Here is a 19,246-nt window from a genome sequence, read left to right as displayed (position 1 = left end):
TGTTACCGGCGGTTCCGGCGTTCCCGCCGGCTCGTGTCACAGGGGGTGTGACGCCCTCACGCGTGGATCGGCGCGACCTCGGTCAGCCGGCGCATCCAGCCGAAACGGTCGACCGCCTCGCCCCGGTGGATGCCGTCGAGCAGCTCGCGGAACCGACCGGTCACGGGACCGGCCTCCTCGGATGCGAACCGGTACTCCTCGCCCTGGTGGCCGAGCGCGGTCACCGGTGCGACGCCCGCCTCGGTGCCGGTGGCGAAGGCCTCGGTGACGGTGCCGTCGGCGATCCCCTTGAGGACCTCCGCGAGCTCCACCGGCCGCTCGACGACCCGCGTCCCGGAGTCCCGCGCCAGCTTGACGACGGAGTCGCGGGTGACACCGGGCAGGACGGACCGGTCGAGGGCCGGAGTGGTCAGCACCCCGTCGATCACGAAGAAGGCGTTGAGGTGACCGATCTGCTGCACGAAGCGGCCCTGCGGCCCGTCGAGCCACAGCACGTGGTCGTACCCGTAGTTGGCGGCGACCTCCCCGGGCACCACGCCGGCCGCCAGGGACCCGGCGTCGTTGACGTCACCGGTGCCGCCTGGCCAGGCCCGGACGTATCCGTCGAGCGCCATCGCCCGGACCGGCCTGCCCGCCGCGGCGGGGTCGGCGACGGAGGCGAGGACGTAGAAGAGGCAGTCGTCGGCGGGGGAGGGGGCGAGCCCCGCGCCGTCGGCGGCGAGCACCGCGCGCAGGTGCAGGGCCGCGCCGGCCTCCGCCGGGAGCCACTCCTGGTCCAGCTCGACCAGGGCGCGCACCGAGCTCCACACCCGGTCGAAGTCGACCTGCGGCAGGGCGAGGCGGCGGGCGCCGTTGTTCAGCCGTTTGACGTGGCTGTCCGGGCGGAACACGGCGACGGTGCCGTCCTCCGTCCGGTAGGCCGTGAACGTGTCCACGACCGTCTGGCCGGCCAGCACGGCGGCCGCGGTGGGCCGCAGCGCCGGGATCGTGTCCCGGTCGGCCACGGTGAGCCCCTGCCAGGTACGGCGCTTCCCGGTCCGCATGAAGAAGGCGTGATCGGTGAGGACCGGCACGGTCGACCCGTCCGCCTCCGGCCGCGTGCGGGGGGTGGCGGTGGGTGTGACCACCAGTTCGTTGCTCATGCGCGGACACCTTCCTTGTCCTTGGGGTCGACGCCCTCGACGTCGACCCTCACGTCTCCGATGACCGAGGCGACGAGACGCTCGACCCGGTCGAGGGCTCCCTCGAAGTGGATACGGGCGACCCGGTTGCTGAAGATGTCGCCGGGGTCGAGCACCGCGCCCGGCTCCGCCTCCGGGACCAGCTCGCGGAACTCGGGCGCCGAGGTGAACGGCTCGGCACCGGCCAGCGTCCCGGCGAACGTCCCGGGCCGGTCGGTGGTGACGAAGGCCAGGCCCGCGCTCACCGGGGAGAGCGGACCCGGTTCGTGCCGCAGCCCGCGGGCGGCGTCCGCCGCCGCGGCGCACAGGTCCACTCCGGGCCCGGCGAGCACGAGTTCGGGGATGTTGTCACCGGCGAGCCGGGCGCCGACCTCGATCAGCACCGGCCCCCGGTCGCGGTCGATCCGGGTCTCGATGTGGAAGGGGCCCACCGACAGCTCGAAGGCCTTGACGACCCGCCGGGCGAACTCCTCCAGGAGCACGCCGTGCGGCGACCCGTCCGGCGCGGTGGCGATGTGGCCCATCTCGAAGAAGTCCGGCTCCGCGGAGAGGAACTTGGTGGTGACGCTGGCCAGGTGCGGGCCGTCCACGTCCACCCAGCCGTCCAGCGAGAACTCCGGCCCCTCGACGTACTCCTCCACCAGGGCCGCCCGGCGCGGGTTCGGATGGAACCTCACCTCGCCCGGCCCGTGCACGGTCGCGCAGGCGCGCCCGTACTCCTCCTCGTCGCGGCAGAGGCTCACCATCAGGCTCCCGCCGCAGTCGACGGGCTTCACGACGACCGGGAAGGGCAGCGGGCACGGACCCGCGGACCCGGGCTCCACGAGCACCGACCGGGGGAACGCGACACCCCGCTCGGCGCACCAGCGGCGCATCACGTCCTTCTGCCGCACCGCCTCGGCCGCGTCCGCGCCGAGCGCCGGGAGGCCGAGGGCCCTGGCCAGCTCGGCGCTCTCCGGCACCACGTACTCGAAGCCCGCGACGACCCCGGTGGGCCGGGCGCCGGACTCCCCGACGAGCCGGAGCAGCTCCGGCACGCCCCGGTCGGGATGCCAGTCGACGACGGTCGCGGCCGCCCGGACCTCCGGGGGGAGCAGCTCGGGGAACTGGGTCGGGATCAGGCAGGGAACCCCGGACTCCACCACCCGGGCGGCGAGCCGGACCCCCGCCGACAGGGGCTGGACGACGATCAGCACGGCAGGACCTCCGACGACGCTCCGGCGAGGAACCGCTCGTCGTCCCCGAGGAATCCCCAGTCGGGGGCGGGAACGGGCGGGCGCCGGTCGGGGCGGGACATGAACAGGGCCCGGCGGGCGTGGAGTTCGGCGCCGCGCAGCGACTTCGCCCGGTACGAGGTGACACCGAGGTGGACGGCGTCGAGCCCCCGCTCCAGCGCGAGCCTCAACGGGCCGTACACCGTCGCCTCGAAGTACTCGCCCGAAGCGCCGTGCCCGGCCGCGTAGTCGCAGCCGAAGACCCGCATGTGCAGCGTCCGACCGTGGACGATGCCGAGCGCGAAGGCGGCCGGCCGGTCCTGGGCGTCCAGGACCTCGGTGACGACCACATCGCCGCCGGTCCCGTCCTCACCGCCCCCGATGCTCAGGCAGCGGAGCAGGTAGCGGACCGCGCCCTCCTCGCTGAGCTCCTCGCCGTGCCGGGCCTGGACCTGGCAGACGAGCGGCGCGTACCGCTCCAGGTCCGCCGGGTCGGCGGCCACGCTCCGCGACCGGTACCCGCCGGCGGCGAGCCGCTTCAGGTCGCGGCGTACCAGCGAACGCCGGGAGGCGGGCAGCGCCGCCACGTGCTCGTCGAAGTCCGCGCCGCGCGGCCGGACCACCGCCGTCGGCGGACAGGGCGTGGCGACGGTGGCGAACCCGGGCAGCGCGGCCAGGTCACGGGCCTCCTCCTCCGGCAGGTACCACCAGGAGACGTGCGAGGCGCCGCGCTCCTCGGCCCGCTCCAGGAGCCGTTCGCAGAGCGCCGTGAGGAGCGGGGCGCGATCCGCGCCGGAGACACCGGGGCCGATCAGAACCCGGTTGTCGTACCCGGTGCGCGAGCCGGCCAGGACCTGCACCTGCGGGGCGTATCCGAGCAGGGTCGCCTCGTTGTAGAGCGGGTTGCTGTCGCCGCCGGACGCCGTGTGGAACGGCACGAGACCGCCGGTCAGGCCGCTCCGGCCGTCGTGGGCGACCAGATAGGCCGTGTCGAAGCCGCGGTCGCCCTCCTGGGAGACCGTCCAGCGCCGGGAGCTGTAGAACCCGCCCTCGTCGAGCCACGACTCGTCGGCCGCGTGGGGATCGAGCCGCGACCGCTCTCCCACCACGAAGGGTGTCAGCGTGTCGTCCATGCCTCGTCCTGCCTCTCGGTCGTGTACGTCCCCCCGGCCAGGACCCAGGTGGCGACGACGCTCAGCACCGCGACGAGCGTGGCGGCCACCGGGGCCGTGGTGAACAGCAGCAGCAGGGCCGCGGCGCCCGCCCCGATCGGGATGGTCCCGAAGGCGAACGTCCGGTACACCGCGTTCACCCGGCCCAGCATCCCCTCGGGAGACACCAGCTGACGCCGGGTCAGGGAGTGCACGTTGTAGAACGCCATGGCCGCGCCGTACACGAGCATGCTCGCGAGGAAGGCCGCCGCTCCCCAGACGCCGAAGCCCAGCGCCCACAGCGCCGCGAGCAGCGCCGCCTGCGAGACGAGCAGCGCCCACACCCAGGAGCGGGCGCCGTCCCCGCCGCCGTACCGCGCGGTGGCCTTGGCGCCGATCACACTGCCGATGCCCGCCGCGCTGAAGCCGATGCCGAGGAAGGCGACCGAGTGCTCGGCCTCCTGCACCACGGCGATGAACAGCACGCTCAGGGCGACCTGTTCGGCGAGGTTGAACAGGGAACCGGCCGCCACCAGGCGCCGCAGCGGGTCGGACGCCGCCACCGCCGTGAACCCGGCCCGGATGGAAGCGCTCTCCCGGCTCGCACGGTTCTTCGACGGCATGCGTCGGGCCCGCAGGGCCGCACCGCCGAAGAGGTACGAGAGGGAGTCCAGGGCGAGGGCGAGCCCCGGCCCCAGTCCGGAGACGACCAGACCGCCGACGGCGGGCCCGGCGGTCTGCGAGACCGCGTTGACCGCCGCCAACTGCCCGTTGGCCCGTGTCAGGTCCTCGGTGTCCACCGTGTCGGGGACATAGGCGAGGAGGGCCGTGTCGAACAGCGCGGTGAACGCGCCGAGCAGCACCGCGGCCCCGAACAGCACCGCGTAGTCCAGCAGGGCCAGGGCGGCCAGCGTGACGATCAGGAGCAGGACGAGGGCGCGCGCGAAGTGGGACGCGTACAGCAGCGGCCCCCGGTCCCGCAGGTCCGCGAGCCGCCCCGCGAACGGGGTCACGAGGAGGACGGGCACGAACTGCGCGCCGCTCAGCAGCGCGATCTGCGACGGCGAGGCGTCCAGGTCCACGGCGGCGAGCACGGGCAGGGCCACCAGGGTCAACTGGGAGCCGGCCGAGGACACCGCCTCGCTCGCCATGAGGGCCTGGAAGGCGGCCGGCAGGCCGCGGCGGCCGGCCGGCGCGTCCTTCCGGAGGGTCCTGCGCATCACACCGCCCCGGTCGTGGCGCCGGTGCCGGACTTGCCGACGTGCAGGGTGAACACCATCGGGACGGGCCCGAAGTTCTCCAGGACCCGCAGGCCCTCGGCCTGGGCCGCCCGGCCCGTGGTGACACAGGCGTCGTACTCCCCGGCCGCGCACAGGGCGGCGGCCCGGGAGTTGCTGCTCGCCAGGGACACGGCACCCCGGTCGGCCACCAGGCAGCTGGGGGCCGGGTGGGAGACGATCGTCCGGACGGCGGTGCCCTCCGACCGGCCCGCGAGGACCATGTCGTGGGTGTCCAGGATGAAGCTGTCGACCATCTCGAGCCGGTGCAGGTTCCCGAAGACGAGGTCGTGCAGCCGGGGGTAGACGGCGCAGGCCAGGATGGCCTCGCTCCCGTCGAAGCCCATCACGTCGAGCCCGTCCTCCACCTCGGAGTGGAGCAGGACCGTACCGGCGACACCGCGCTCGGCGAACCAGTGGTGCGCGGCCTTCTCCAGATTGGTGCCGGAGGGGCCGAGGGTGTGGATTCTCGTGACTCCCGACAGCGTCCCGTCGCGGTCGGACTTCAGCCCCGTGCTGGCGTTCATGCGCGTCGTCCCTCGCCCTCGTCTGCGGCCGCTGCGGGCCCGGTGACCGGCAGCAGCCAGCCGTGCGTGTCGGGTGTACGTGCGTGCTGGACGTCCAGGAGGGCGCCGCGCAGCCGTGCGGTCACCGGGCCCTCCCTGCCGTCACCGACGACCAGGTCCTCGCCCGCGGTTCCGAGCCGCCCCACCGCGACGACCACACCGGCCGTCCCGCAGGCGAACATCTCGGCCAGGGCACCGGAGCGGATCCCGTCGCGGACGGCGTCGATCGCGGTGGGCTCCTCCACGGCCGGCAGGCCGAGGCCACCGGCGAGGGTGAGGAGGGAGTCGCGGGTGATGCCCCGGACGATCGTGCCGTCGCACGGCGGGGTGGTCAGCCGGGGCCCGTCCTCGCCGTGCCAGACGAAGAAGACGTTCATCGTGCTGAGTTCCTCGACCCAGCGGCGTTCGACACCGTCGAGCCAGAGGGCCTCGTCGTACCCGGCGGCCTGGGCCTCGGTCCTGGTCAGCAGGCTGGCGGCGTAGTTGCCCGCGCACTTCGCCTCGCCCGTCCCGCCCCGTACCGCGCGCACCGTCTCCGTGGCGGCGGTGACCGCGAGCGGCCGGAAGCCGCTCCCGAAACAGGGGTCGGCGGGGTAGGCCAGGAAGACGCACCGGTAGCTGTGCGAGGGCCTGAGCCCCATCTCGGCCTCGGTGGCGATCAGCAGCGGCCGGACGTACAGGCTCTGCCCGTACCCGCCGGGCACCCACCGCTCGTCGGCGGCGACCAGTTCGGCACAGGCCCAGGTGAACAGGTCGACGGGCATCTCGGCCATCGCGAGCCGCGCGGCCGAGCGTCCGAGGCGCCGACCGTGGTCGGCCGCCCGGAAGAGGGACACCGAACCGTCCGCGCCGCGGAAGGCCTTCATGCCCTCGAAGACGGCCTGCCCGTAGTGGAGCCCCAGCGTCGCGGGATCCATGGGCAGCGTGTCGTACGGCTGGACGCGGGGCTCCGACCAGCCGGCCCCGGCCTCCCACTCCACGACGGCGACCCGTCCGGTGGAGTGGCGGCAGAAACCGGGGTCCCGGAGGATCCGGTCGAGGGCGGGCGGTGCGGGCGCTCCGGGCGGGCCGGACGCGGGTGTCTCAGACATGGACCTCGGAACCCCACAGACCGATCGGTGCCAGGGGGCCGCCGTAACGGTCGGGCTTGCTCTCCGGCTTCCGCAGGAGCGTCCCGTAGAGGAAGTCCACCGCCCCCGTCCGGTAGGCGTCGTCGTCCTCGGTCGTCTCGATCTCCTCGATCCGCCGGACGAGTTCGCGGACGCACTCCACGATCTCCGTCTTGGAGCCGAGGGCGCGCCGCCCCCGCCCGTCGTCCGTGAAGAGTCCGTGCGCGGCGAGCCAGGTGCCGAGCGCGAAGCCCGTACCGGAGTCGAAGTTGCGCAGCGGCTCGGGCTGCGCCGGGTAGCGGAAGAGCCGTTCGAGCAGGATGTACTCGAAGACGACGGGGCCGTACGGCACGTCCTCCTCGAAGCAGGCGATCGCCGACTTCATGTCGACCTTGAGCTCCTCCAGGAGCCCGGGCCGCCACTTCGTCTTGAGGGCCAGGTGCTGGTCGAGCGGGCGGGGGCCGGTGTGGTGGAAGTAGTCGTGCATGTACCCCCAGACGCACCGGGCCTGGTACACGTCCTCGGGGTCGATCCCGGGGGAGACGAGGCCGGAGTCACCGGCGAACGGGGACCCGGGACCGCAGAGCCGCTCCGTGATCGCCAGGGTCTGGGCGTAGATGTCGACGTGCCGGTCGAAGAAGAACCAGGCGAAGTTCTGGTGGGTACATCGGCCGGCCGCCGGGATGTTCTCCGGGAAGAACACCACGCAGTTGCCCTCCCGCAGCCCCCGGGAGGCGGAGAGCAGGCGGGTCGACTGGAAGACGGCCTTGGGGTGCGGGTAGACGTCCTGGAGGTACGGCGTGCAGTCGGGATCCTGCCGGACCACGGAGAACGCCTCGATGTGGACCTCGTGGCGGTCGCTGTTGGGCAGGATCACCGGGCCGATGTACGCGGCGGCCTCACCGTCCGCCGGGGCGGGCACGGTGTCCCGGGTGGCGTCGAACTCCGGCACACCCTCGCACCCGGCCTCCGCCCAGGCCGCCAAGTCCCCTAGTGTGGCTGATATCTGATGCTCCGACAGGAGTCCGGAGAGTCCTTCCACAGCCACGCGCACCTCGTCGAGGACCGCGCTCGGGTCCCCCTCCGTCTCGCCGCTCCGCACCGCCCGGAGGCGGTCCACGGCAGGGACGACCCGACGTTCGAAATCCAGAAGCTGGGCAACGGTACGCGGACCCACTCCACCCCCCACAGCAATGGCCCCGAAACGGAGCCACGGGGGCTCCGTTCGTCACACCTACGTCAAGCACGGCCGGTCGCCAGGGACGCTAACACTCCAACTCGACTCCGAACAATGGATGTTCGAAGATCGGGACGCCGACTCCTCGACCTGCGACAACGCGTGCCGGGGCGCGCCCGGACGCACCGGCGCGCGCGGGGTGCCGTCCGGAAACACGGAACCGCCCCGCACGCCGGGGCGTGCGGGGCGGTCCTGCCCGGAAGGGTCGCGTGATCAGCCGGTGACCGGAGCCCCGACGGGGGCCGGGGTGTCGGCGGACGCCCGGGCGGCCAGGGCCTTCTGCGCGAGGGCTCCGAAGACCACGCCGAACACCGCCCACAGCACGGCCTGGACCCCCAGGGAGGCCAGCCTGAACTCCCAGAGGAGCGCGGCGGGGAAGCCCACCTGGACGGCGTCGTCGTTGGCCGGAAGCAGCGCGAAGGCGAGACCCGTCACGACGAGGAAACCGGCGGCGGCGACCAGCGTCGCGTTCCAGTTGCCCAGGCGCGGAGCGAGCCGCCGTCCGATGACCACCGCCGCGAGACCGAGGAGCACACTGAGCAGGATCATCAGGAAGAACAGCGTGGTGCGCTTCCCGATCGTGTCCGGGTTGCCGACCGCCGGCGGGGTCGCCGGATACTTCAGGAACGGCACCAGGTAGACGGTGGTGAACGCCGCCGCCGCGGTGAGCGCCGCGGTCGCCCGAGGGCCGAACCGGCCGACGCGGCCGAGCGCGAAGGAGAACGCGAGCGCGGCGATGCCGCCGAGCGCCACGCCGTAGACGAGGACACCGGTCGCCAGACCGAAGGTGGACTGGACGGGGCGGCTGACCACCTCCTCCTCCGCGGCCTCCGCGCCGGCGGCGCCGTGCCCGGCGTGCGCCTCCTCGGCGGCCCGCGCCTCCTCGACGGCTATGGAGCCGTTCACGGAGGGCTCACCGAACACGTAGGCGACGCCGAAGGCGAGGAGACCGGCGATCAGGCCCGCGAACATGCCGCGGACCAGCAGGGATCTGACAGTCGAGGCGTGCATGTGCGTCACGCCTCTCAGTGGCAGGGGAAGCCGAGCAGATGACGTCCGTCGTGCACCCACTCGTGCACGTCGGAGCCCGCGAACAGGGACGTGGCACCCTGCTCGGCGCCCACGAAGTACAGGGCGATCAGGGCGAGAAGCCCCACGAAGAAGGCCCAGGGGAGAACGGCCCGTACGGGCAGCGGAGCCGGTACGGCCACGGAAGGGGCGGATGCGGCAGCGGAGACGACAGCCTCGGCCATGATGAAACCTCCTACGGGGAACTCGCGTCCCTGACGGTGGTGCAGGACGACGGTCCACGGGTCTGACTCACCGTGACCCACCCTCGGGGGTGCCACGGCATACAGTGGCGCGACCGTGCCGGATTCACACCGGGCTTCCGTCTCGCCGTCGTCACGCTGTTCAAATGTCGCCCGACCGTACCGCCCACCCGCGCCGCCGCCAAGGGCGTGAGGCACGAATCACCTCCGTACGCCCACGGGCTGAGACGCGGTCCGGCGGTACCCTTGGCGCCGCCCCCGGCGCCGACCGAGAAGGAAGCCGATGACCGTCCGGCTGACGCTGATCTCCCCCGCGACGAACGGGGCGCTGCGCGACACCGGGTTCGACGACGACAGCCCGCTCGATCCCTCGGGGATCGCCGCCGCCGAGTCCCTCGCCTCCGCCGTCGACCCGTCCTCCCGTGCCTACGCCTCGCCGTCCGCGCGCTGCCGCCGCACCGCCGAGGCCCTCGGGCTGCGGGCGGAACCCGTGACCGAGCTCGCCGGCTGCGCCATGGGGCGCTGGAGGGGACGCCTCCTCGCGTCCGTCGTCGCCGCCGAGGAGGCCGCGGTCGGTGCCTGGCTGTCCGACCCGGCAGCGGCCCCGCACGGCGGGGAGTCACTGCGCGAGCTGCGCGTACGGGTCGGTGCGTGGCTCGACGGATCGCTGTCCGGCTCCGGACGCGTCACGGTCGTCGCCGAACCGGACGTGATCCGCGCCGCGACGGTCCACGCCCTCGGGGCGCCGGACGAGACGGCCTGGCGCCTCGACGTCCGCCCCCTCGCCGCCGTCCACCTCAGCGGCCGCGCCGGGCGCTGGAACCTGCGCCTCGGCGACCCGCTCGGGCCCGCCTAGCACGACGCCCCCCGCCGGCCGGGCGGGGGGCGTCGCGTCAGGCGGGGTCAGGCGGCGGGGCGACGCCACTCACGGAGCAGCAGATGGCCCAGGTACGCGCCTCCGACGGCCATCGTGTACAGACCGACCGGCAGGTCGTCGAAGAGCGGCGACTGCTGTGCGGCGAGGTCGGCGAGGACCAGGAGCAGGGCGCCGAGCAGGGTGGACATGACCAGGTGCGGGCCCCCGCTCCGGGTGACGCGCTTGGCGATCTGCGGCGCGGTCAGGGAGACGAACGCGATGGGCCCGGCCACGCTGACGGCTCCCGCGGACAGGACGATCGACAGCGCGACCGCCCAGGTCGCGGTACGGCCCGGGCGGGCGCCCAGACCGGTCGAGAGGTCGTCGCCCATCTCCCCGACGCTCAGGGGCCGCGCGAGGAGCGCCGCGAACGGCACGGAGACGAGCAGCACCGTCCAGATGGTCGCCGCGTCCTCCCAGGACCGGGCGGAGAGGCTGCCGTTGACATAGGCGGTCAGCGCGCTGGCCTTGTCGCGCTCGACGGCGTACACCACGTACTGGGTCAGCGCCGTCGCCATCGCGGCCACGCCGATGCCGGCCACCACGAGCCGCCCCGGGCTGCGGAACCCGGTGCCCGTGGAGAGGAAGACGACCGCCATCGCGAGGACCGCGCCGAGCAGGGCGCCGACGGCCACCGGCAGGACGTCGGGCAGGAACAGGGCGGCGGCGGCCGCTCCCGCTCCGGCTCCGGCGCCGAGCCCGATCACGTCGGGGCTGCCCAGCGGGTTGCGGGTGACGGACTGGAACAGCGCCCCCGACAGTCCGAAGGCCGCGCCGGTGGCGATGGCCACCACGAGCCGAGGGCCGCGCAGCCTGTTGAGGACGAAGGCGTTCTTGCCCGTGGCGTCACCGGCGAGGGCCGACGGCAGATCGGGCAGGTCGATGCCGAGCCGTCCCAGCGACAGGGTGGCCACAGCCGCGACGAGGAGCAGCAGCAGGCTCACCACGGCGACGATCACGGAGCGGCCGCGGACGGGTACGGCGACCCAGGGGCCGATCCGCAGGATCCGGCGGCCTGCGGGGCGGGGCCCGCGGGCCGCCGTCCCCGCGCTGCCCGCGGTGGCGGTCGGAGCGGTGGCCGGGTCGGCGGTCTTCATGCCGCTCCCCTCATACGACGGACGGCGAAGAGCAGGGCGGGGGCCCCGACGAAGGCGGTGACGACACCGACCATGAGCTCCTGCGGGCGCATCACGACCCGGCCGATGACGTCGGCGAAGAGCAGCAGCGCGGGCCCGAGGAGGGAGGTGAGGAGGATCTGGGCCCGGAAGTCCGCGCCCACCAGGATCCGCACCACGTGCGGGACGGCGAGGCCGACGAAGGCGATGGGCCCGACGGCGGCCGTCGCGGCGGCGGCCAACAGGGTCGCGGCGAGCAGACCCGCCCCCTTGACGCGGGCCGGACTGATGCCGAGGGAGGCGGCCTTGTCGTCGCCCATCGCCATCGCGTTGAGCCCCGGCGCCAGCAGCAGGGCCAGCAGGAAGCCGGCCCCGGCGAACGGCAGGACCGCCCACAGGGCGTCGAAGCCGCGCCCGCCGAGCGCGCCCACCACCCAGTAGCGGTACGTGTCGAAGACACGCGGGTCGGACAGGGCGACGGCCTGGATGAACGCGGCGAGGACCGCGGAGAGCACCGCGCCGGCGAGCACCAGACGGACCGGTCCGCCCCCGCCGCCCGCGGTTCCGACGACGTGGACGGCGACACCGGTCAGGAGGGCACCGAGGAGGGCCCACCAGATGGTCTCCCGCTGCCCGGAGGCACCGAGGAAGGCGGTGGCGGCGACGATGCTCGCGGAGGCGCCCGCGTTGATGCCGAGGAGCCCCGGCTCGGCGAGCGGATTGCGCGTGATGCCCTGCATCAACGTGCCCGCGACGGCGAGGCAGAGGCCGGCGAGCACGCCGAGGGCGGTGCGCGGGTAGCGGCTCTCGACGACGGTACGGAGGTACGCGTCGCCGCCGCCGGTGACGACCCGCAGGACGTCACCCGCGGACGTCGCCCTGCTGCCGAACATCACGCTGGCGAGCAGGGCGAGGGCGAGCAGGCCCAGACACAGGACGGCGGCCATGACATGCCGGGCAGGGCCCCGCCGTACCACGGCGGGGCCTCGACCGGTGCTGGAGAGTGTGGTCACCTCGGGACCGCTGCTACTTCCCGGCCTTGGCGACGGCCTTGTCGATCATCGGCAGGTAGCGCTCGATGCTGTACGGGACCGTGAGCGGGTTGATCATCGACGAGGCGGTGACGAACGGCGTGTCGTGGCTGTAGACGAGCGCGTCCTTCTTCACGGCGGGGATGGCCGCGTAGAGGGGCTGGGCCTCGACGGTCTTGCGGGACTTCTCGTCCATGTAGAACGTGAACGCGATGTCGCTCTTGGCGAGCTTGTTGGCGTTCTCCAGGCCGATCAGGGCCGAATCGGTGCCCTCGGTCTCCTTGAAGGTGTTCACGACCGGGTCGACCTTGAGGCCCAGCTTGGAGACCATCGCGACGCGCTGCTCCTCGGGCTTGAAGATGCCGAGGGTGCCGGGGCCGGTGTTGTAGATGTACGAGAACGTGACGTTCTTGTAGTTCGGGCGGGAGGCGGCCGCGTCGGCGAGCTGCTTGTCGATCTTCGACTCCAGCTCCTTGGCCTTCTCCGGCTGTCCGAGCGCCTTGGCGACGATCTCGATCTGCTGGTCCCAGTTGGTGCTCCACGCCTTCTCGGGGTAGGCGACGGTCGGCGCGATGTCCTTGAGGATGTCGTACTGCTTCTGCGTCAGGCCGGACCAGGGGGCGAGGATGACGTCGGGCTCGAGCTCGGTGATGGCCTCGATGTCGAGTTCCTCGCCGCCCTTGAACTGCTTGGGCAGCGTGGCGCCGGACTTCGTCACGGCCTCGTGGATCCAGGGGAGGTAGCCGGTCTTGTCGCTGCCCCAGGGGTACTCCTCGATGCCGACCGGGACGTTGCCGAGGGCGATGGCGGTCTCGGCGGAACCCTGGCCGAGGGTCACCACGCGCTTCGGCCTGTCCTTGATGACGGCGTCGCCGAGGGCGCTCTTGATGGTGACGGGGAAGGCGCCCGCCGGGGCCTTGGCCGCCGACCCCGCCGCGCCGTCCTTCTTGTCGTCCGAGCCGCATCCGGTCACCAGCAGGCCGAGCGAGACCGTGGCGGCGCCCGCCACGAGAACGCGACGGCTGAGGGGGGTGAACACAGAAGGCATGGTGGTTCCTTGTCTCCGGGCAGGGGGTGCGCTGTGGCCGCGACGGACGCCCCCACGGACGGAAGTGCGCGGGTCGGCGGCCAACTCGGTGCTTGTTAGGTGAGCCTAACCTATTCCGCTTCTGCCTCGATCACCAGGGGCCCTACGGTGCGACGGCCTTCCGTGAGATCGAAGAACTCCAGGCGGAGCCGCCCCACCGCCTCGGGGGCCGGCCCCTCGTCGAGCCGCGCCCGCCCGCCCGCGCCGCCCAGGCTCCGGGGCCTCCTCCTCGCCCTGGTCGCGTCCGCGATGGTGCGGAGCTTCCTGCGCGCCACCGTGCCCGGCGGGGCGACGGCCCTGCTCGATGAGCTCTCGTTCGGCTCGACCTCCGAGGCGTCGACGTACAGCACGTCGGCGACCTCCCGCGTGAGCCGCTCGCGTCCGAACGCCTGCCGTCCGGCCGTGTCGACCACCGAGGCGTCGTCTTCCGTCCGACGCGTGACGTGATTCGAATGCTCCGAATGGCACGGCGAGTTAGGTAAGGCTTACCTCATTCTCTATGGTGTGGTGGAGTCAGGCGGCGGCGCGGCTCCCGGTGGACCCCGCCGCCCTCCAACTCCACGAGAGTGAGAAGCCGTTGACCACAGCCATGCCCCGCCCGGGCCTCCGGTCGGAGCCCGTCGCCGTCGTCCGCCCCGCCGGGCGCTCCGACGCCGCCGCCGTGCACCGGCTGTCCGCGCCCTTCGTGCGGGACGGAGCCCTCCGGGACCGGCCGGCGAGCCGGTACGCCCGCGACGCGGCGGACTTCCTCGTCGCCGAGGGAGAAAGCGGAGAACTGGCGGGGTGTGTCGCGCTGCGCCGTCGGGACGACGCGCACGGCGGAGCGGCCGCCGTGCTCTACAACTTCTGCGTGGCGGAGGGGAGTCAGGGGTGCGGCATCGGCTCCGCGCTGCTGCGGGCCGTGCTCGCCGAGGCCGTGGCCCAGGGTGCGTCCCGGGTGTTCACCGCGACCGCCGGCAGCGGGCTGCTCTTCCTGCGCCACGGGTTCACCGTGGGCGGCGAGGAGGAGGCGCCCCCGACGTGGCGCGCCTCCCTCGACCCGGCGCGGGGCTCCCGGGTCCTGGTGCGCGCCCTGACCTGAGCGTGGGTGAGGCCGGGGTGGACACGGTTCGTCGCGGCGCGCACCCCCGGCGCCGAACTCGGTGCCGGGGGTCTCGGGGTGGGGGTGTTCCCGGGCGCGGGCCGCGAGCCCCGGTCCCCGCGCCACGCGTCCGGGCCGGCAGGAGTCGCCGCGTCGGCTCGTCGTTCCGGACCCCGTGGGCTCCTCGTAGGGGAGTCGGTGGACGTCGGTGTCGAACGGTTCGGCGAGCACCAGGGATTCGGGATGGAACCGGGCGCCGCGCGGGGTGCCCGCCGGGATCCGGAGCGCCACGGACGGGGTGAGCTCCTGGGCGCCGCCCGGCGTGGAGGTCAGGACCCGGCGCGAGGGGCCGGCGGACCGTCACCGCGCCGGCGTACGCCGGCCGGGGGCCGTTCGAGGTGATGGTGCACCCGCCTCAGCAGGGAAGCGAGTTGCTCGCGTTCCGCCGTGTCGAGCGGGGCCAGGATCTCGTCGTCCGTGGACGCGATCTCCGCGCTGAGCCCGGCGAGGTACGCGCGGCCCTCCGCGGTGAGCCGTACGACCACCCGGCGGCGGTCCGTCTGGTCGCGAACGCAGTCCACCTGCCCGACGCGGGCGAGGTCGTTGACGATCTTCACCAGGTCGCTGGCGTTCATGTCGAGCCGGGAGGCGAGTGCCGTCTTCATCTGCGGACCGAGGTCGGCGAGCAGCGTCATCACGGTGAGGTGCCACAGACGCAGGCCGCGGGCCTCCAGCTTCTCCGTGAGGCGGCGGCGCGCGATCTTGCCCAGCGCGTACATGAGGTACGCGTTGAGGTCCAGCACGCTGGGGGGCGTCATGCCCAGGGAGGGCGGGGCCGTGACGGCGGCGGGGGGATCCTCCCGGTCCGCTTCGGCGGCGGCGGCGGTCTCGGCGACGGCGCTCGGCAGGGCCTCTCCACGTCCGGCGACGCCGGAGACATCCGTGGTGACCGTCACCGTGCCGAGTGTCAGGTCGGTGTTCGCGAGGGAGCTGAAGACCTTCGCCCAGTCGGTCGGCATGGTGGAGATGCCGACGACGGCGAAGGTCGCGCCCGACGCGTCGTAGGCGGCACCGCTGACGATCGGCTGTTCCATCACCGCTCCTCGCTGTCCGCGCGGCCGAGTGGCGTCAACCGCCTGTCCTCACCGTTGGGTTGGGTCAACCTACCCGACTCCGACAGGGGGGCCGCCACGCCGCTCACGCGTGCCCGGCGGCCCCCGTCGACGTGCACGGGGTCCATGCGGTCAGGGCCGCCCGACGAGATAGCCGCCCATGGCGGTGAAGTACTCGGTCGCGGGCAGCTCGCGGCCGTCCTCGGTCCGGACGCGGGTGATGGCCAGACCGTGGTTGCGGCCCGTGCGCGCGTCGGCCCCGGCGACGATGACGACGCCGTCGCCCTCGCGGTAGAAGACGCGGCCCGGCGTGCCGCCGTAACGCCCCTCGGAGACCACGGCGGAGAGGATTTCGAGGCGCTTGCCCTTGTGGAAGGTGAAGGCGCTCGGGTACGGGGCGGACTGGGCGCGGACGAGGCGCTCCAGGACGTCGGCCGGCCAGTTCCAGTCGATGCGGATGTCCTCCTCGGCGCGCTTGTGGAAGAAGCTGGCCTGGGAGCGGTCCTGCCGGGTGAACTCGGCCGTACCGGAGGCGATCTGGTCGAGCGCGCCGATGGTGACGGGGGCGATGAGGTCGACCGTCTTGTGGAAGAGGTCGGTCGCGGTGTCCTTCGGTCCGACGGTGACGGCCCGCTGCTGGACGATGTCGCCGGCGTCGAGCACCTCGTCCATCATGTGGGCGGTGACGCCGACTTCGGGCTCGCCGTTGATGAGGGCCCAGATCAGGGGGGAGAAGCCCGCGTACTTGGGGAGCAGCGAGTCGTGGATGTTGAGCGTCCCGTGGCGCGGCAGGTTGTAGATGTGCGGCGGGATCCACGTGCGCCAGTTGTTGGCGACGATGATGTCCGGGTCGGCCTCCTTGAGGCGCGTCAACAGCTCCTCGTCGTCAGGCCTGTTGCGGATGACGACGGGAACGCCGTGCTCCTCCGCCAGATCGGCGACCGAGTCGCTCCAGATCTTCTCGTAGGCGTGCTCGCTCTTGGGGTGCGTCACGACCAGAACCACGTCGTGTTCGGAGTCCAGGAGCGCTTGGAGGGTGCGGTGGCCCCAGGTCTGATAGCCGAACATGACGACCCGCATATGGGGTTCCTCCTCAGAAGAGCGATTGACCACCAGTCAGTAAAGCAAGGCTTACCTAACAGTGCAACTGGCTTGATTTGTACGGCTCTTCATGGCCGACTTCCATCCCCTGCCCGATTCGTCCCGTCGACAGTCACGCTTAATCAGGTTAGCTTTACCTAAGTTAGGTGGGGCTGCCGGTGACGCCGGCGTGCTCGACGCCCCCGTTCCCCCCCCCCCAGCATCTTTCCCGCACGAATGGGAGTGACATGTCGCAGGGTTCTCCTGGTGACGCACCTCTGGTCCACGACCTCATAGGCATCGGCTTCGGGCCGTCCAATGTGGCCATGGCGATAGCGCTCAGCGAGCACAACGCACGCGTGGGGAGAGAGGAAGCGGTCACCGCCCACTTCTTCGAGCGCCAGCCGCAGTTCGGCTGGCACCGCGGCATGCTGATCGACGACGCGACCATGCAGGTGTCCTTCCTCAAGGACCTGGTGACGCTGCGCAACCCGACCAGCGAGTACAGCTTCCTCTGCTACCTGCAGAGCAAGGGCCGGCTGATCGACTTCGTCAACCACAAGAACCTCTTCCCCCTGCGCGTCGAGTTCCACGACTACTTCGAGTGGGCCGCGTCCAAGGTGGACGACATGGTCTCCTACGGCCACGAGATCATCTCCGTGGAGCCGGTCGAGCGTGACGGCGTCGTCGAGTACCTCGACGTCACCGCCCGCGCCGGAGACGAGCTGGTCGTCCACCGCGCCCGCAACCTCGTCCTCGGCACGGGACTCCGCCCGAAGATGCCGGAGGGCGTCGAGCGCAGCGACCGCGTCTGGCACAACTCCGACCTGCTCCGCAAGGTCGAGAGCCTGGAGGGCACGAACCCCGAGCGGATCGTCGTCGTCGGCGCCGGACAGAGCGCCGCCGAGAACGTGGCCTACCTGCACCGCCGCTTCCCCGAGGCCGAGATCTGCGCCGTCTTCTCCCGGTACGGGTACAGCCCCGCCGACGACAGCGCCTTCGCCAACCGGATCTTCGACCCCGAGGCCGTCGACGAGTACTTCACGGCCCCGGACGACGTCAAGCGCAAGCTGATGGACTATCACGGGAACACGAACTACTCCGTGGTGGACATCGACCTCATCGACGACCTCTACCGGCAGGCGTACCAGGAGAAGGTCCTCGGCACCGAGCGGCTGCGCTTCATCAACATCTCCCGGCTCACGGGCGTGGAGGACGGCCCGGACAAGGTCCGCGCCCTCGTCACCTCCCTCGTCACCGGTGAGGAGTCCGTCCTCGAAGCCGACGTCGTCGTCTACGCCACGGGCTACACCCCCGCCGAGCCCCTCGGTCTGCTCGGCCCGGTCGGCGACCGCTGCCACCGCGACGCCCAGGGCCGGGTCCGGGTCGAGCGGGACTACCGTCTCGCCACCGACCCCGAACTCCGCTGCGGGATCTACCTCCAGGGCGGCACCGAGCACACCCACGGCATCACGTCGTCGCTGCTCTCCAACACCGCGATCAGGGTCGGCGAGATCCTCGACTCGGTCCTCGACCGAGCCCCGGCCCCGGTCGACGCCTCCGTCTCCGTCCCCGCCCCTGCCTCCGCCGACGAGGTCAGGTCCGTGATCGACGGCGTGGGCACGGCGCGCTAGCGTCACCCCCCGTCCCACCCCCCCACGCGACATCGCCACTCCCGCCGCGCGGCACCCTCGTGCGCCCCGGGGGGCGTGGCAGCACTGTGAATCCCCGAAAGGAACGTCCGTGTCCGCTGGTGCACGTCCCGCTCTGGCGCGGTTCGCCAGATCCGCTCCCCGCGTAGCCGTTCTCGCGGTGGCGGCCCTCGCCCTCTCCGCCTGTGGCGGTGGGGCCGAGAAGTCCGAGTCGCCGTCGCCCGCCACCTCCTCGGCCTCGGCTGACGGAGGGGCCAAGCCGGCCGCGTTCCCCGTCACGGTCGAGCACAAGTACGGCTCCACGACCATCGACAAGGAGCCGAAGACGGTCGTCACCCTCGGCCTCTCCGACCAGGACGCGGTGCTCGCGCTCGGCATCAAGCCGGCCGGATCGGTCGACTGGTTCAAGGAGAAGCCGTACGGCAAGTGGCCCTGGACCAAGGACAAGTGGGGCTCGAACACCCCGCAGATCGTCGGTGAGCGCGACGAGTACAACATCGAGAAGATCGCGGCCCTCAAGCCCGACCTCGTCATCGCCCAGTACTCGGGGATGAAGAAGGAGCAGTACGACACGCTCTCCAAGTTCACCAAGGTCGTCGCCCAGCCCAAGGACCACCCGGACTACGGTGCCCCCTGGCAGCTGATGACCCAGCAGATCGGCAAGTCGCTCGGCAAGGACGCCGAGGCGTCCAAGCTGATCGCGGACATCGACGCCCGCTTCAAGGCCGCCCGCGAGAAGCACCCCGAGTGGGCCACCAGGACACTTGCCGTCGCCGACAGCTTCGAGGCCGGCAAGTACTCGGCGTTCACGAAGACCGACCCCAAGTCGATCTTCTTCCAGGAGCTGGGCTTCAAGCTCAAGCCGGAGATCGACACCCTCGCCAAGCCGGGCTTCAACGTCGCCGAGCTCAGCGCGGAGAAGCTCGACGTCCTCGACGTCGACCGGCTCGTCTGGGTCACCTCCAGCACCGAGGCCAACGACCGCATCAAGGCCGAGCCGCTCTACAAGAAGCTGAAGGTCAACCAGGAGAAGCGCGACCTGTTCGTGCCGTACCAGGACCCGGACATCGGCGCCGCGTTCTCCTTCAACACCGTTCTGTCGATCCCGTACGCCATCGACCAGATCGAGCCGCTCCTCGCGGCCGTCAAGTGACGCACACCAGCTG

19 protein-coding genes are annotated in these 19,246 nt (G+C 72.3%); 4 read left to right on the top strand and 15 right to left on the bottom strand.

Features of this window, described 5'->3' with window-relative positions; translation table 11 throughout:
- Positions 1–56: 56 nt before the first annotated feature.
- The 9 genes from ACRRSS_RS21380 to ACRRSS_RS21340 form a co-directional block, all read right to left on the bottom strand.
- Positions 57–1,142, bottom strand: a complete 1,086-nt coding sequence (locus tag ACRRSS_RS21380; RefSeq protein ID WP_435972726.1) for an aminotransferase class IV — start codon at positions 1,140–1,142, stop codon at positions 57–59.
- The gene (locus ACRRSS_RS21375) at positions 1,139–2,377 is read right to left on the bottom strand and encodes an ATP-grasp domain-containing protein (RefSeq protein ID WP_435972725.1); all 1,239 of its coding nucleotides are present in this window, start codon (positions 2,375–2,377) and stop codon (positions 1,139–1,141) included. Before ACRRSS_RS21375 ends, ACRRSS_RS21380 begins: the two co-directional genes overlap by 4 nt.
- Positions 2,371–3,528, bottom strand: a complete 1,158-nt coding sequence (locus ACRRSS_RS21370; protein WP_435972724.1) for a GNAT family N-acetyltransferase — start codon at positions 3,526–3,528, stop codon at positions 2,371–2,373. Before ACRRSS_RS21370 ends, ACRRSS_RS21375 begins: the two co-directional genes overlap by 7 nt.
- Positions 3,513–4,766 (bottom strand): MFS transporter, encoded by a 1,254-nt coding sequence (locus ACRRSS_RS21365; protein ID WP_435972723.1) that lies wholly within the window; start codon positions 4,764–4,766, stop codon positions 3,513–3,515. The genes ACRRSS_RS21370 and ACRRSS_RS21365 overlap by 16 nt, the downstream gene beginning before the upstream one ends.
- Positions 4,766–5,350 (bottom strand): bacilysin biosynthesis protein BacA, encoded by a 585-nt coding sequence (locus ACRRSS_RS21360; RefSeq protein WP_435972722.1) that lies wholly within the window; start codon positions 5,348–5,350, stop codon positions 4,766–4,768. The genes ACRRSS_RS21365 and ACRRSS_RS21360 overlap by 1 nt, the downstream gene beginning before the upstream one ends.
- Positions 5,347–6,480, bottom strand: a complete 1,134-nt coding sequence (locus ACRRSS_RS21355; RefSeq protein ID WP_435972721.1) for a branched-chain amino acid aminotransferase — start codon at positions 6,478–6,480, stop codon at positions 5,347–5,349. The genes ACRRSS_RS21360 and ACRRSS_RS21355 overlap by 4 nt, the downstream gene beginning before the upstream one ends.
- On the bottom strand, positions 6,473–7,618 hold the full coding sequence (locus ACRRSS_RS21350; RefSeq protein ID WP_435972720.1) for a DUF6421 family protein: 1,146 nt from the start codon (positions 7,616–7,618) through the stop codon (positions 6,473–6,475). Before ACRRSS_RS21350 ends, ACRRSS_RS21355 begins: the two co-directional genes overlap by 8 nt.
- Positions 7,619–7,948: 330 nt before the next feature.
- The gene (locus ACRRSS_RS21345) at positions 7,949–8,746 is read right to left on the bottom strand and encodes a CbtA family protein (protein ID WP_435972719.1); all 798 of its coding nucleotides are present in this window, start codon (positions 8,744–8,746) and stop codon (positions 7,949–7,951) included.
- Between the two features lie 14 nt (positions 8,747–8,760).
- Positions 8,761–8,988, bottom strand: coding sequence for a CbtB domain-containing protein (locus ACRRSS_RS21340; protein ID WP_351900523.1), 228 nt, complete (start codon positions 8,986–8,988; stop codon positions 8,761–8,763).
- Between the two features lie 301 nt (positions 8,989–9,289).
- On the opposite strand from ACRRSS_RS21340, the gene ACRRSS_RS21335 reads away from it, so the two are divergent.
- The gene (locus ACRRSS_RS21335) at positions 9,290–9,862 is read left to right on the top strand and encodes a histidine phosphatase family protein (protein ID WP_435972718.1); all 573 of its coding nucleotides are present in this window, start codon (positions 9,290–9,292) and stop codon (positions 9,860–9,862) included.
- Positions 9,863–9,909: 47 nt separating this feature from the next.
- On the opposite strand, the gene ACRRSS_RS21330 is transcribed toward ACRRSS_RS21335, so the two are convergent.
- The 4 genes from ACRRSS_RS21330 to ACRRSS_RS21315 all read right to left on the bottom strand — a co-directional run bounded on the left by ACRRSS_RS21330 (position 9,910) and on the right by ACRRSS_RS21315 (position 13,568).
- Entirely contained in the window at positions 9,910–11,019 is a 1,110-nt protein-coding gene (locus ACRRSS_RS21330) for a FecCD family ABC transporter permease (RefSeq protein WP_435972717.1), read from the bottom strand.
- Entirely contained in the window at positions 11,016–11,984 is a 969-nt protein-coding gene (locus ACRRSS_RS21325; RefSeq protein WP_435972716.1) for a FecCD family ABC transporter permease, read from the bottom strand. Before ACRRSS_RS21325 ends, ACRRSS_RS21330 begins: the two co-directional genes overlap by 4 nt.
- Positions 11,985–12,063: 79 nt before the next feature.
- The gene (locus ACRRSS_RS21320) at positions 12,064–13,116 is read right to left on the bottom strand and encodes an iron-siderophore ABC transporter substrate-binding protein (protein ID WP_435972715.1); all 1,053 of its coding nucleotides are present in this window, start codon (positions 13,114–13,116) and stop codon (positions 12,064–12,066) included.
- A 110-nt stretch (positions 13,117–13,226) separates the two neighbouring features.
- Complete coding sequence (locus ACRRSS_RS21315; RefSeq protein WP_435972714.1) at positions 13,227–13,568, bottom strand: hypothetical protein; 342 nt, start codon at positions 13,566–13,568, stop codon at positions 13,227–13,229.
- An 86-nt stretch (positions 13,569–13,654) separates the two neighbouring features.
- On the opposite strand from ACRRSS_RS21315, the gene ACRRSS_RS21310 reads away from it, so the two are divergent.
- A complete protein-coding gene (locus ACRRSS_RS21310; RefSeq protein ID WP_435972713.1) occupies positions 13,655–14,236 on the top strand; it encodes a GNAT family N-acetyltransferase in 582 nt (193 codons plus the stop codon).
- Between the two features lie 329 nt (positions 14,237–14,565).
- Here the strand turns inward: ACRRSS_RS21310 and ACRRSS_RS21305 are convergent, their stop codons facing one another.
- Together ACRRSS_RS21305 and ACRRSS_RS21300 are read right to left on the bottom strand one after the other, a co-directional pair.
- Positions 14,566–15,330: a MarR family winged helix-turn-helix transcriptional regulator gene (locus tag ACRRSS_RS21305; RefSeq protein ID WP_435972712.1), complete on the bottom strand. Its 765-nt coding sequence runs from the start codon at positions 15,328–15,330 to the stop codon at positions 14,566–14,568.
- A gap of 150 nt (positions 15,331–15,480) precedes the next feature.
- Positions 15,481–16,428, bottom strand: a complete 948-nt coding sequence (locus tag ACRRSS_RS21300) for a methionyl-tRNA formyltransferase (protein WP_435972711.1) — start codon at positions 16,426–16,428, stop codon at positions 15,481–15,483.
- Positions 16,429–16,676: 248 nt separating this feature from the next.
- On the opposite strand from ACRRSS_RS21300, the gene ACRRSS_RS21295 reads away from it, so the two are divergent.
- Positions 16,677–18,062, top strand: coding sequence for a lysine N(6)-hydroxylase/L-ornithine N(5)-oxygenase family protein (locus tag ACRRSS_RS21295; RefSeq protein ID WP_435972710.1), 1,386 nt, complete (start codon positions 16,677–16,679; stop codon positions 18,060–18,062).
- A 109-nt stretch (positions 18,063–18,171) separates the two neighbouring features.
- Positions 18,172–19,233, top strand: coding sequence for an iron-siderophore ABC transporter substrate-binding protein (locus tag ACRRSS_RS21290; protein WP_435972709.1), 1,062 nt, complete (start codon positions 18,172–18,174; stop codon positions 19,231–19,233).
- Positions 19,234–19,246 lie beyond the last annotated feature (13 nt).

It is taken from the genome of Streptomyces sp. Qhu_M48 (assembly GCF_051305195.1).
Classification (GTDB): domain Bacteria; phylum Actinomycetota; class Actinomycetes; order Streptomycetales; family Streptomycetaceae; genus Streptomyces.
Note: the sequence above shows the minus strand (reverse complement) of the source record. Positions and strands in the feature narration are given on the sequence as shown.